The sequence below is a fragment of the Caulobacter segnis ATCC 21756 genome (genome assembly GCF_000092285.1).
In the GTDB taxonomy this organism is placed as follows: domain Bacteria; phylum Pseudomonadota; class Alphaproteobacteria; order Caulobacterales; family Caulobacteraceae; genus Caulobacter; species Caulobacter segnis.
The window spans coordinates 4,027,670-4,040,645 of record NC_014100.1 but is presented as its reverse complement, the minus strand read 5'-3'; the positions used below and the strand labels follow the sequence as shown (position 1 = coordinate 4,040,645).

General features: G+C 68.7%; 10 protein-coding genes and 2 pseudogenes. 7 read left to right on the top strand and 5 right to left on the bottom strand.

Going from position 1 to position 12,976, the window contains the following annotated elements; translation table 11 throughout:
* Positions 1-125 precede the first annotated feature (125 nt).
* From CSEG_RS18490 to CSEG_RS18475, 4 genes are all read left to right on the top strand, one after another.
* Positions 126-719 (top strand): GNAT family N-acetyltransferase, encoded by a 594-nt coding sequence (locus CSEG_RS18490; RefSeq protein WP_041538753.1) that lies wholly within the window; start codon positions 126-128, stop codon positions 717-719.
* 82 nt (positions 720-801) lie between these two features.
* Positions 802-1,956 carry a hypothetical protein gene (locus CSEG_RS18485; protein ID WP_013080754.1) on the top strand — a complete coding sequence of 385 codons (1,155 nt, stop codon included), beginning with the start codon at positions 802-804 and terminating at the stop codon, positions 1,954-1,956.
* A 72-nt stretch (positions 1,957-2,028) separates the two neighbouring features.
* Positions 2,029-3,261, top strand: a complete 1,233-nt coding sequence (locus tag CSEG_RS18480; RefSeq protein WP_013080753.1) for a hypothetical protein — start codon at positions 2,029-2,031, stop codon at positions 3,259-3,261.
* A 101-nt stretch (positions 3,262-3,362) separates the two neighbouring features.
* Positions 3,363-4,130, top strand: coding sequence for a MerR family transcriptional regulator (locus CSEG_RS18475; protein ID WP_013080752.1), 768 nt, complete (start codon positions 3,363-3,365; stop codon positions 4,128-4,130).
* 106 nt (positions 4,131-4,236) lie between these two features.
* Here the strand turns inward: CSEG_RS18475 and mutL are convergent, their stop codons facing one another.
* Positions 4,237-6,153 (bottom strand): DNA mismatch repair endonuclease MutL, encoded by a 1,917-nt coding sequence (gene mutL, locus CSEG_RS18470; RefSeq protein ID WP_013080751.1) that lies wholly within the window; start codon positions 6,151-6,153, stop codon positions 4,237-4,239.
* Positions 6,154-6,266: 113 nt separating this feature from the next.
* On the opposite strand from mutL, the pseudogene CSEG_RS18465 reads away from it, so the two are divergent.
* The 3 genes and pseudogenes from CSEG_RS18465 to CSEG_RS23815 form a co-directional block, all read left to right on the top strand.
* Positions 6,267-7,314 (top strand): annotated as a pseudogene (locus tag CSEG_RS18465) (TraB/GumN family protein); the annotation flags it as partial.
* A 58-nt stretch (positions 7,315-7,372) separates the two neighbouring features.
* Positions 7,373-8,317: a TraB/GumN family protein gene (locus CSEG_RS18460; protein ID WP_013080749.1), complete on the top strand. Its 945-nt coding sequence runs from the start codon at positions 7,373-7,375 to the stop codon at positions 8,315-8,317.
* 11 nt (positions 8,318-8,328) lie between these two features.
* A pseudogene (locus tag CSEG_RS23815) lies at positions 8,329-8,412 on the top strand (hypothetical protein); the annotation flags it as partial.
* 120 nt (positions 8,413-8,532) lie between these two features.
* Here the strand turns inward: CSEG_RS23815 and CSEG_RS18455 are convergent.
* The 4 genes from CSEG_RS18455 to CSEG_RS23015 all read right to left on the bottom strand — a co-directional run bounded on the left by CSEG_RS18455 (position 8,533) and on the right by CSEG_RS23015 (position 12,886).
* On the bottom strand, positions 8,533-9,102 hold the full coding sequence (locus CSEG_RS18455) for a DUF3035 domain-containing protein (RefSeq protein WP_013080748.1): 570 nt from the start codon (positions 9,100-9,102) through the stop codon (positions 8,533-8,535).
* Positions 9,103-9,214: 112 nt separating this feature from the next.
* Entirely contained in the window at positions 9,215-9,712 is a 498-nt protein-coding gene (gene lspA, locus CSEG_RS18450; RefSeq protein ID WP_013080747.1) for a signal peptidase II, read from the bottom strand.
* A gap of 140 nt (positions 9,713-9,852) precedes the next feature.
* Positions 9,853-12,762 (bottom strand): isoleucine--tRNA ligase, encoded by a 2,910-nt coding sequence (gene ileS, locus CSEG_RS18445; protein WP_013080746.1) that lies wholly within the window; start codon positions 12,760-12,762, stop codon positions 9,853-9,855.
* A 79-nt stretch (positions 12,763-12,841) separates the two neighbouring features.
* Positions 12,842-12,886: a hypothetical protein gene (locus CSEG_RS23015; RefSeq protein ID WP_181242883.1), complete on the bottom strand. Its 45-nt coding sequence runs from the start codon at positions 12,884-12,886 to the stop codon at positions 12,842-12,844.
* Positions 12,887-12,976: the final 90 nt, after the last annotated feature.

Below are 12,976 nucleotides of genomic sequence, written 5' to 3'. Positions count from 1 at the left end.
AACACTTGTTTGAAGCATTTGTAGACCGCCATTCCGCGCGCGGCAAGCGGGCAGGTCGGCGCGCGATGGCTTAAGTTGAGGGGCCGCGGGTTGTGTTCGGCCGCCACCTGTCGGACAACGACGACATGCTGAACCTGACCGCCGACATCCTGCAGGGCCGCCACGTCCGGCTCGAACCCGTCACCGTCGATCACCGCGACGAGCTGAAGGCCGCCGTCGACTGCGATCCCGAAAGCTGGGAGATCATGTCGGTCAACGGCTGCGGCGAGGGTTTCGACGACTTCTGGGGCGCGCTGCAGGGCGAGACGGACCGGGGCGAGCGCATCGGCTTCGCCATTCGCCGCCTGTCGGACGGCAAGGTGGTCGGCACCTCCAGCTACCTGAACATCCGCCGCGTCCACTGCGGGCTGGAGATCGGCTCGACCTTCCTCAACCCCGAGGCGCGGTCCGGCCCGATCAATCCGGAAAGCAAGCGCCTGTTGCTGGCGCACGCCTTCGACTGCGGTGCGATCCGCGTCGAGCTGGTCACCGACGTGCGCAACGCGCGCAGCCAGGCGGCCATCCAGAAACTGGGCGCGACCAAGGAAGGCGTGCTGCGTAATCACAAGATCACCTGGACCGGCCATGTGCGCGACACGGCGGTGTTCTCGATCACCGATTATGACTGGCCGGGCGTGCGTCAGCGCCTGGACTTCAGGTTGTCCGAGGCATTCGTCTAAGGTCTGTGGCGCGTTGTCGCGGCATTAGTTACGAGAAGCAATTCTCAATACCTGCCGCTATAAATTCCGCCGCATGGGTGGGATGGCCTGTCTTCGAATCTGCATTGAGCGCGGCGCGCGCGAGTCGGCCGTCGAAGGCGTGACTCCGGCCAAGATCGACAAGACCTCGTCCGCCTATATCGAAGCCCATTGGCCGCCGCCCCGGCGCTATGGCCGCGTGGCTCCCGGCGCCTATGTGCTGGTCGACCCGCACGCCGACTACCTCGACGGCGAAGAGCTGCGCAACATGGCCCAGGAGCTGCAGCTGCGGCTGTTCGGCACCCAGGGCCGCGACGATCTCTGCATGCTCACCTTCGAGGGCGACGAGGAGCAGGTCCTCAAGTTCTCCACCCTCGGCGAAGACGAATTGCTGGCCATGCGCGGGGGCAAGCCGCCGCCGCCCGAGGGCCGCACGCGCCTGATCCGCGGCGACGGCGTCCAGGAGCTGGCGCCGTGGGGCTCGACGCCCCGCAAGGTCGCGGACAAGCCCAAGGTCGAGGCGCCCACGCCGATCCATCTCGGCTGGCGTGGAGTCTACAACCTGGGAAGCCAGAAGTTCGAGAGCTCCGAGATCATGGTCGTCCGCAAGTCCGGCGCGCCGGAGCCGCAAGACGACAACGAGTTCGCAGAGCACGACCTCCTGGCCTTCGACCGTGCGGTCGCGGCCTTGGAGGCCGACCCCAGTCTCAAGGCCTGGGTCGGGGTGCGGATGTGGAGCGTCGTTCGCGCCGGGATCCGCGACGCCTATCAGGCGCGCCTGACGGCCCTTTCGCCCAGCGTCCGCGAGCGGATGGCGGCCGTGATCTATGAGGTGCCGCGGGACCTGCCGTTCTCGGCGATCGCGCCGCTGCGCGACCTGGTCCTGCCGAACTTCGCCCGCGTCGACCTGAGGGTGCACGACGCCGGCTTCTACTGCCAAGCCGTTCCCGAAGGTCTGGCGCATGGCGTTGTTCTGCAGCTGGAGGGCGACGACGAGAAGTCCCGCCTGCTGAAGATCCATCGCTTTCTGTCCGACCGGAAAGTCTACGCCACGCGCCGTCTGCGCCAGGGCCTGGCTGGCGTGCGCAACGCGCGCGAGCTGGAGCTGGCGCGGCGCATGGGCGCCAACACGGTCAAGGGTCCTTTCATCAGCGGCCTGTTCGCCACGCCCGTGACCGAGCAGGAGGCGCCGATCGATGAGCTTCCGCTGGCCGTGTAAGGCGAGCGGGTCTCCCGCGTTTTGCCGGACTCCTCAACGAATTGGCGAGGATTCCTACCTAATGTTGCAATCATGACGGCCATCGCCTGCCTCCGAATCCTGTTCAACCCCGGCGGCGAGAGCCAGCCCGGTGAGGTCCCGAAGTCGAAGGCGCAGGCCGTGGCCGACGCCTTCCTCAAGGCCCGTTGGCGCGCGCCCCGCAAGTGCGGCGCGGTCGCCCCGTTGGCCTTCGTGCTGGCCGACAACCGGGTCGAGGCGTTCGATCCCACCGAGATGCAGGAACTGGCCGCCGAGCTTGAGTCGGTGCTGTTCCCGGGCCGCCAGGGCGGCCAGGTGTGCTTGATGACCTTCGAAGGCGACGAGACGGCGGTGCTGAAGTTCGCCAGCCTGTCGCAGCAGGAGTTGGCGGGCCTTGTCGCCGGCCAGGGCTATGGCGGCGCGGCCGGCCGGGTCCACGTGATCACCGCCGACGCCGTGGAGTCCGTCCCCAGCACGCCGGCCGAGGCCAAGATCCTGGCCGCCGAGAAGGCCGCCGCCGAAGGCGCGCCGGAGATCCCGCCGGCCGAAAAGCCAGCCAAGGTCGCCAAGGCGCCAGCGCCCCCCAAGGCTCCGCCCCCGCCGCCGCCGGCCCAGACGGGCTGGTGGGGCGTCTATGATCTTTCCGCCGACGCTTTCGCCGGATCGCTGATCGGCATGCGCGCCGATCTGCTCGAGCCGCCGCCCGAAGACGACGACAAGCTGCTCAAGCGCGATCTCGTTTGCCTGACGGACGCCCAGGCCGCGCTGAAGACGGCGACGTTCGGCGAAATCCTCGTACCGTTTGGCTTCTGGAACCTGACCACGCCATCGGCCCAGGACGCCTACAAGAGCCGCCTGTCGCGCTATCCGCTGGACCAGCAACCGCGCCTGGTCGCCACCATCTACGGCACGCCGCGCGAGGCCTCGTTGGGCATGCTGCAACAGATGCGCGCCTTCCTGAAGGGCAGCTTCGCCTTCATGGATCTGCGCGTCGACGACGCCACCTTCCCGATCCACGGCCTGCCGCCCGAGCTGATCGACAGCGTCACCCTGCTGCTGACCGGCGAGACCGAGTTCGACCGGATGAGCACGATCCAGAAGTTCGTCGAGCGCAAGCACACCTACGACGGCAAGGGCGTCAGGCAAGGCGTCGCCGGCGTCGCCTCGCGCGCCGAGCTCGACGCGTGCCGCGCGGGAGGCCTCGTCCGCGTCCAGGGCCCCGCCATCACCACCCTGCTCGACAAGCCGATCGCCGCCGCCGAGGGCGCGCCCATCGCCTTGAGCTGAGCCCCGCGGAATTTTCCGCCACGGCGCGCTTGACCCTCACGTCGCGTGATCCCTGAGTCATCTCGCCATCGAGAGGCAAGGTCGACGAAAGGACACCCAGGTTGAGCGTCTACACGGTCAAACAGATGGCCAAGCTGTCTGGCGTTTCGGTGCGCGCGCTGCACCATTACGACGCCATCGGTCTTTTGCGGCCCCGCGCCGTCGGGGCCAACGGCTATCGCTACTACGACCGTCAGGACCTGTTGCGCCTGCAGCAGATCCTCTTCCATCGCACCCTGGAAACTCCGCTGAAGGACATCCAGGCCGTGTTGGACGATCCGCGCTTCGATCTCGCCGCCGCGCTTCGCGCTCAACGCGAACGCCTGGCGGCCGAGGCCGAGCGCTATGCTCGCCTGGTCACCGTCGTCGACCAAACCCTCGCCACCCTCGAAGGAGACGAGACGATGGACGACAAGATGCTTTTCGAAGGCTTCGATCCGAAGAAGCAGGCCCAGCACGAGGCCTGGCTGGTCGACCGCTATGGCGACGAGGCCGCCCAGCGGATCGCCGACGCCAAGGCCGGCATGAAGACCTGGGGCAAGAAGGACTGGTCCCATTTCCAGGAAGAGGCCAAGGCGATCGAGCACGACCTGGCCAAGGCGCTGAGCCAGGGCCTGCCGGTCGACAGCGAGCCGGTGACCGCGATCATGCGCCGGCATTGGGCGTGGGTCGGGCGCTCCTGGAACCGCGAGCCGACGCCGGACGCCTTCAAGGGCCTGGGCCATCTCTATCAGGAGAACCCGGAGTTCACCGCCCGCTACGAGGCGATCGCGCCGGGCCTGACCGAGTACCTGGCCGAGGCGATGCGGGTGTTCGCGGACAAGCGGTGAGCGACACCTCCCCCGTTTGCACGGGTGAGGAGGAGGCCATCCTCCCTCGCGCAGCGGGGGAGGTGGATCGTCGCGAAGCGGCGAGACGGAGGGGGCGCTTTGGCGATCACCGCCGCCCGAACAGCTTCTCGATGTCGGCCAGCTTCAGTTCGACATAGGTGGGGCGGCCGTGGTTGCACTGGCCCGAGTGGGGGGTGGCTTCCATCTCGCGCAGCAGGGCGTTCATCTCGGCCCCGTTCAGGCGGCGGCCGGCGCGAACGCTGCCATGGCAGGCCATGGTCGAGCACACCTCTTCCAGCCGCTCCTTGAGCGCCAGGGCCGCGCCATTCTCGGCCAGGTCGTCGGCGATGTCGCGGATCAGGCCCGCGGCGTCGGTCTTGCCCAGCAAGGCCGGCGTCTCGCGCACCAGAACCGCGCCGGGGCCGAAGCTCTCGATGACCAGGCCAAGGTTCGCCAGCTCCTCGGCGCGGGCTATCACGCGCTCGGCTTCGGCGGGATCAAGATCGACCACCTCGGGCAGCAGCAAGGTCTGGCGGGCCACGCCGCCGGCCGCCATCTCGCCCTTCATCCGCTCATAGACCAGGCGCTCGTGGGCGGCGTGCTGGTCGACGATGACCATGCCGTCGCGGGTCTGGGCGACGATATAGGTCTCGTGCACCTGGGCCCGAGCCGCCCCCAGGGGATAGTCGACGGGATCGAAAGGCGCGGCGGCCGAAGGGTGGTCCGTGATCGGACGATCCTCGAACGCGACCGACGCATAGGCCTCGCGCACCACCTCGGCCAGCTCGCCGCCATAGCTGGGCTCGACCCTGGCCGACACCTCATTCAGGCCCGGCAAGTCCATGCTTTGCATGTTTAAGGGCCGCTGCGTCGGCGGCGCCCAGCCGCCTTCGCGCCAGGCCGAGAAGCCGGCGGCCGAAGGGCCCGGCTGGTAGCCCGGGAAGGGGCTCTGCTGGGCGCGGATGCTGTCCAGGGCCTGGGCCGCGACCGTGGTCGAGGCGCGATGGCCGGCGCCCGCCAGGGCGTGGCGCAGGGCACCGACGATCAGGCCGCGCACCAGGGCCGGATCGCGGAAGCGCACCTCGGCCTTGGCCGGGTGGACGTTGACGTCGACCTCGGCGGTGTCGAGCGTGACATAGAGCGCCGCCGTCGGGTGGCGGTCCCGCGCCAAAAAGTCGGCATAGGCCGCGCGCAGGGCGCCTTGCAGCAGGCGGTCGCGCACCGGCCGGCCATTGACGAACAGGTACTGATGGGCGGCGTTGCCGCGATTGTAGGTCGGCAGGCCGGCGAAGCCCGACAGACGCACGCCGTCGCGGACCTGGTCGATCTCCAGGGCGTTCTCCTGGAACTCGCGGCCCAGCACGGCGGCCAGACGCGCCAGCCGTCCTTGCGGACCCGGATGCTCGGGCGGCAGGCGCAGCACGCGGCGGCCGTCGATGTCCAGCGAGAAGCCGACGCTCTCGTTGGCCATGGCCTGGCGCTTGATCTCCTCGGTGATCGCCAGGGCCTCGGCGCGCTCGGACTTCATGAACTTCAGGCGCGCGGGGGTGGCGTAGAAGAGGTCGCGGACTTCGATCCGCGCCCCATGCGGACCCGGGAAGGCGGCGGGGGCGACATCGCCGACCTGGCCGCCCTCGACCAGGATCGAGAAGGCGTCCTTCTCGCCCTTGGCGCGCGAGCTGATCTGCAGCCGCGCCACCGAGCCGATCGACGGCAGGGCCTCGCCGCGGAAGCCCATGGTGTGGATGCGCAGCAGGTCCCAGAGGCCGTCGGCGTCGGGCGCCAGCTTCGAGGTCGCGTGGCGCTCGATCGCCACCGGCAGTTCCTCGGCCGAGAGACCGCAGCCGTCGTCGGCCACCAGGATGCGGGTCAGGCCGCCGCCATGGGCCTCGACCTCGATCCGCGTGGCGCCCGCGTCGATGGCGTTGTCGACCAGCTCCTTGATCGCGCTCGCGGGCCGTTCGACCACCTCGCCGGCGGCGATGCGGTTGACGGTCTCGGGCGGCAGGCGGCGGATGGGCATCAAGCGGACTTTCACGAAGCAGGCCGGCGACCACACGTGAGGCGGGGCGCTGACATTGCAACTCCTTAAGTTGCCGAACGAAAGCCGATCGGCCAACCAGATGGAGATCGGGAACCTTAGCTCGATTCCGCCGTCGTTCGAGGAAGACAGATAGTGACCCTGACCCGTTTCGCCGCCGCCGGTCTGGCGATTTCCCTGATGTGTGGCGGTTCCGCCTTCGCCCAAGCCCAGGGCAAGAACGAGGTCTCGATCCATCAGACCAAGCCCGTCGACCTGACGCCGGTCGACAGCCAGGCCAACCTCGTCGAAGAGCTGATCGTCAACGCCCGCCTGCCTGGGCCAGCCTGGTGGAAGGTCTCAGACGCCGACACCACGGTCTACGTGATGGGCGTACCCGCCTTCGCACCCAGGAAGCTGGACTTCGACACGTCGGTGCTGCGCCGCCGCCTGGACGGCGCCAACATCCTGATCATCGGCCAGGAGCCGGAGGTCCGGATCCTGAGCCTGCTGGCCCTGATCCCCGGGCGCGGCAAACAGTTCAAGGTGGACAGGCCGATGCGCGAGACCCTGCCGCCCGATCTGCGGGCGCGGCTGGAGAAGCAACTGAAGGCCCGGGGCAAGCCGCTCGACGAGCACGACGACATGAAGCCGGCGCTGGCGGGCTTCGTCATCGCTAATGAGCGGGGCGGCGGCGTCTCCATCACCGTGGGCGACCTGACCAACAAGATCCGCGACCTGGCCAAGAGCAAGGAGGTCGCGGTCCAGCCCCGGGTGAGGAAGCTGGGCGACTACGACCTGATCGGCATGGTCAAGTCGCTGGCCGAGGCGCCCCAGCCCCTGCAGGAGCTTTGCCTGGATGCGGGCCTGAAGGAGGCCGAGAACGGGCTGGCCAGCGTCCGCGAGACCGCCGACCAATGGGCCGAGGGCCAAGTGCGTCAGGTCGTTGCGGCCGAGCGCGGCTATCAGCGATGCTTGGCCTCCACGCCCTGGATCGCGCGCCAGTTCAAGGACGGCCAGGACGATGCGGTCGGCGCGATCACGTCGGCGCTCAAGAAACCCGGCAAGGCCGTGGCGATCATCGAGCTGCGCTCGCTGCTGGCCGAAGGCGGGGTGCTGGATCGCCTGCGCGCCAAGGGCTTCACCGTGACAGCGCCCGAATAAGGTCAAGCTTCCGCCACACGGTCCCGCGAGGGTTGAGCCGCGACACGGGGAGGGTGCGATGCGAGCAGTCCTGACGGGCTTGGCCTTGAGCGCGGCGGTCATGGGGTCTTCGGCCAACGCCCAGGCGATCGATGATCCTCAGGCCAATGTGGTCGAGGCGCTGGTGGTCAGCGCCAAGCTGCCTGGCCCGGCTTGGTGGCGCGTCTCCGACGGCGACACGACGATCTATGTGCTGGGTGTGCCGAGCGCGCTGCCCAAGGGCCAGCCCTGGGACCGGACGGTGCTGGAGCGCCGCCTGGACGGCGCCTTCGCCTTGCTGACGCCGCCCGTCTGGCAGGCGGGCCTGACCGACATTCCGGCCATGCTGAGGCTACGTAACAGCCTCAAGGACGACGGCGACTGGGCGGCGCGGTCTCCGGCGCTGGCGGCGCGGACCCAGCGCGCCTGGACCGCCGTCGATCCCAAGAACGCCGACGGCTGGCGCAGGTGGAAGCCGCTGCTCGTCGCGCTCCAACTGAACGGAAAGGCCAACGCCCAGGCCAAGCTCCAGACCTCGCAGCCGGACAAGGACATTGCGGAACTCGCCCGCAAGAAGCGCGTAAAGGCGCGGCCGGCGGCGACCCACAAGGCCATGCCGATGCTGAAGTCCGTGGTGCGCGAGCACGGCGAGGCGGCGGGGCTGGTCTGTCTGTCCGAAACGCTCGACGCGACCGAGGTAGGGGCCGCGCCGATCCGCGCCGCCGCCCAGGCCTGGTCGCAAGGCCGGGTCAAGGACGCCCTGGCCGGCCCGCGCAGCGCCGAGCGGTGCGAGCTGCTGCTGCCGGGCGTCGCGGACCTCAAGCGCCAACTGGTCGACGACGAGGTCGAAGGCCTGACGAACCTGCTCAAGACCCCCGGTCACGCGGTCGCCTACTTCCCCCTGCGCGCCCTGGTCGCCGAGAACGGCGTGCTCGACAAGCTGCGGTCGCGGGGGATCACGGTGCGAACGCCGGGTGAAGGGTAGGGCTCCGCAACGCCCCCTCCGTCACGTCGCCTATCGGCACCGCGCCACCTCCCCCGCAAGCGGGGCAGGAGGTAGCCACTTCTCCTCACCCGTGAAACGGGGGAGGTGGCGTGATGCGGATACGCATCGCGACGGAGGGGGCGCTAAAAGCCCCAAACGAAAACGGCCCGGAACCGCGAGGCTCCGGGCCGTTCGTGTCTTGTTGAAGTCAGGCCTTAGAGGCCCGGCAGCTTGATGCCGCCCTTCTTCTCGCGGCTGATGACCACGCCGCCATCGCCCACCAGCTTCTTGAGGCGAGCCTCCTCGGCGGCGGCGTCGACTTCCAGCGGGGCGTTGGCGCCCGACTCGGCGGCGGTCGTGACGTTGGTCTTGGACTGGCCCTTCTTCCAGAACATCACCTTGCTGGCGAAGCTCTCGTCCTTGTGGGCCAGGTCGCCGTTCTCGTCGTCGACGACGAAGCGGATCAGCGGGTCAGCCTTGTCCGAGCCGGCGCGGGCGACCAGCAGCTTCTCGCCTTCCGAGCGGCCGGCGGCGTTGCTCTGGCCGATCAGGGCGGCGCGGGCGGCGCTTTCGGGCTGCAGCTCCTGCGGGCGCGGCTCGCCGGGCGCCGGCGGGCGCAGGGCGTAGTCGGGCGGCACGACCAGCGGGGCCTTGCTGACCACGCGGAATTCGTCGGGGACGACCTTGTCCATCCCCAGGGCCTTCTTGGTCGAGGTGCAGCCGGCCAGGCCGATCGCGGCCACGACGGTCAGGGCGCTAACAGCGGCGACCCGATTGAAACTCATCAAACCATGCTCCAGCAGAGCCGACCCCCGGCCCAAAATTCGGACGCTCTCGATACGACATCCTCGCGCGGGCGCCAATGTCCCACGCGATTGCGGCGGCAATCGGCCAAAACTACTCGGTCTGATGCGACAGTTTGCTCTCCTCGGAGAGGAAGCTGTCCAGCAGCAGCAGCGCCACCCCGATCGAGATGCCCGAGTCGGCGACGTTGAACACCCAGGGGAAATAGAGCCGAGAGACGTCGATGAAGTCGACGACATAGCCGTATTGCACCCGGTCGATCAGGTTGTTGCCGATGGCGCCGCCGATGATCATGCCGATCCCCAGGGCGGGGAGGAGCTTGGTCGCCTTGCGCGCCCAGATGGCCAGAGCGATCACCACCACGACCGAGAAGCCGATCAGCAGCCAGCGGCCCCAGTCGCTGTTCTTCAGCAAGCCAAAGCTCATGCCGTAGTTATGGACCATGGTCAGGTGCAGCGGGCCCAGCAGCGGGACGCTGGCGCCTTGCTCGCGGCCCAGGAAGCCCAGGATCCAGAGCTTGGAAAGCTGGTCCAGCACCAGGACGGCGGCGGCGATCGCGTAGGCGGTCCAGCCGAGGCGGGTGATTTTCAAGGGCGTCGTCCCCCGTTCTGAAATCCTCTCCCGGAGGGAGAGGAGGGACCCGCCGCGAAGGCGGCGGGAGGTGAGGGGTTACGCCGGCGACCGGTTTATCCCCTCACCCCTACCCCTCTCCCCATGGGAGAGGGAGATTATCAGCCGTGCGTCGCGTCCCAGTGGGCCACGGCGTCGGCGTCGCGAAGGCTAAGCTCCGGATAGCGGGGATCGGTTCCCACCTCCGGCAGGATGCGCCACGAGCGGGCGCACTTGCTGCCTTCGGCCTTGTTCGGATCGACCGACACGCCCTTGACCTCGTCGACGCGGAACGCGCCGGCGTCGCCCGCCACGAGCGTGGCCGAAGACGTGCGGAACACCTCGGCGGCGTCCAGGCCCTCGAAGGCGGCCAGCAGGTCGGCGTCGGCGACGTGCACCACCGGAGCGGCCTCCAGGGCCGAGCCGATGCGCTTTTCGCGGCGCTCGACTTCCAGGGCGCCGGTCACCACGGAGGTGACCGTCTCGACCTTGGCCCAGCGGGCGGCCTCGCCGTCGTTGCGCCAGGCGTCGACGCGCTCGGGCATGACCCGCAGCGTCACCGGACCCGCCTCGGGGAAGCGGGTGACCCAGGCCTCTTCCATCGTGAAGCTGGCCAGCGGGGCCAGCCAGATGGTCAGGCGGTCGAAGACATGGTCCAGCACCGTGCGATAGGCCCGGCGCTTCAGCGCGTCGGGGCGGTCGCAATAGAGGCTGTCGCGGCGGACGTCGAAATACAGCGCCGACAGGTCGCCCTGGCAGAACTCGATCAGGGGCCGGATCACATCCGAGAAGCGGTAGCTCTCGTAGGCCTCGCGCACCTGGCCATCCAGCTCCCACAGGCGGTGCAGGATGTACTTCTCCAGCGGCGGGAAGTCGGCGTAGTCGGTGACCCGCTCGGCCTCGTCGAAGCCGGCGAGCGCCCCCAGCAGATAGCGCATGGTGTTGCGCAGCTTGCGATAGGCGTCGGTGGTGGTGGCCAGGATCGTCTTGCCGATCCGCTGGTCCTCCGAATAGTCGACCATCGCCGCCCACAGGCGCAGGATTTCCGCGCCGGACTCCTTGGTGATCGACTGCGGCTCGACCGTGTTGCCCTTGGACTTGGACATCTTCTCGCCGTTCTCGTCCATGGTGAAGCCATGGGTCAGGACGGCCTTGTAGGGGGCGCGGCCCCGGGTTCCGGAGCCTTCGAGCAGAGACGACTGGAACCAGCCGCGGTGCTGGTCGGAGCCTTCGAGATAGAGGTCCGCCGGCCAGTGGCTGTCCTCGCGGCCCTCGATCGTGAAGGCGTGGGTGCAGCCCGAGTCGAACCAGACATCGAGGATGTCGGTGATCTTCTCGTACTGGGCCGGGTCGTGGACGCCCAGGAAGTCGCTGTCGGGACGCGTGAACCAGGCGTCGGCGCCGCCTTCGCGGATGGCCGCGAGGATACGGGCGTTGACCTCGGGGTCGTTCAGCGGGTGGCCGGTGTGCTTATCCACGAACATGGCCAGCGGCGTGCCCCAGTTGCGCTGGCGGCTGATCAGCCAGTCCGGACGCGTCTCGACCATGGCGCCGATGCGGTTGCGGCCGGCGTCGGGGTGGAAGGCGGTGTCGGCCAGCGACTGGACCGCGACCTCGCGCAGGGTCTTGCCGCCAAGGCTGTCCACCGCGTGGTCCATGCGGATGAACCACTGCGGGGTGTTGCGGAAGATCACCGGCGCCTTGGAGCGCCAGCTGTGCGGATAGCTGTGCTCGACCCGGCCGCGCGCCAGCAGGTTGCCGGCCTCGATCAGCTTTTCCATGACCGCGCCATTGGCGGGGCCGAACTTGCCGACCTTCTTGCCCTCGGTCTCCAGCACCTTGAGGCCCGCGAACAGCGGCACGTGCGGATAGTAGGCGCCGTCGGGATCGACGGTGTCGGGGATCTCGCGGTGACCGTGGGCCAGCCAGACCTGATAGTCGTCGGCGCCGTGGCCCGGGGCGGTGTGGACGAAGCCGGTGCCGGCGTCGTCGGTGACGTGGTCGCCGGCCAGCATCGGCACCGCGAAGCCGTAATGGCTGTCGAGGTCGGCCAGCGGATGGGCCAGGACCATGCCTTCGCAGTCGACGCTCTCGACCTTCTCCCACGCCGCGACCTTGGCGGCCTTGAAGACATCGCCGGCAAGCTTCTCGGCGATGATCAGGCGATCACCGGGCTTGGCCCAGGGCTCGAACTCGAGACCCTCCTCCAGCGCCTTCACCTCGAAGACGGCGTAGGGGATGTCGGGATTGTACGAGACGGCGCGGTTGGCCGGGATGGTCCACGGGGTGGTCGTCCAGATCACCAGCTTGGCGCCCTGGGCGGCCTCGGAGCCCTCGACGACCGGGAACTTCACCCAGATCGTGGGCGAGACGTGATCGTGGTACTCGATCTCGGCGTCGGCCAGGGCCGTGCGCTCGACCGGGCTCCACATCACCGGCTTCGAGCCGCGATAGAGCTGGCCGCTGGCCAGGAACTTGTGGAATTCGGCGACGATCGTGGCTTCAGAGCTGAAGTCCATGGTGGCGTAGCGGTTCCACCAGTCGCCCAGCACGCCCAGGCGCTGGAACTCGGTCTTCTGGGCCTCGATCCACTGGCCGGCGTAGGCGCGGCACTCGCGACGGAACTCCTCGGCCGGGACCTCGTCCTTGCGGCGGCCTTGGGCGCGGAACTTCTCCTCGATCTTCCACTCGATCGGCAGGCCGTGGCAGTCCCAGCCGGGGACGTAGTCGACGTCGTAGCCAAGCGCGAAGCGGCTGCGGACCACGAAGTCCTTCAGGATCTTGTTCAGCGCGTGGCCGATGTGGATCGCGCCGTTGGCGTAGGGCGGGCCGTCGTGCAGCACGTACAGCGGCGCGCCGTCGGCCTGGCGCTTGGCGCGCACCGCGCCGTACAGGCCCTTGTCGGAGAGAGCCGCCCAGCCCTCCAGGATCTCGGGCTCCTTCTTGGGCAGGCCCGCGCGCATCGGGAACGGGGTGTCGGGAAGGAAGACGGTCTCGCGATAGTCGCGGGCGGGCGTGGCGTCGTCGGCCATGGAATTTAAGTCCGGCTTTGAAAAGATGTCGGAAGAGGGCGGGAGAACCCGGCGCGCGCTGGAGGATCGTCCGGCGGCGTCACGCCGGGCGGATAATTCGCGAAATCTTCCGAACGGAACTCATGGGGCAGCGGGATAGCAGAGGGCCGGCGGCAAAGCCAGCCTGACAAGATGCTCCCCCGCGTGGCGGGGGAGCTGTCGCGGAGCGACTGAG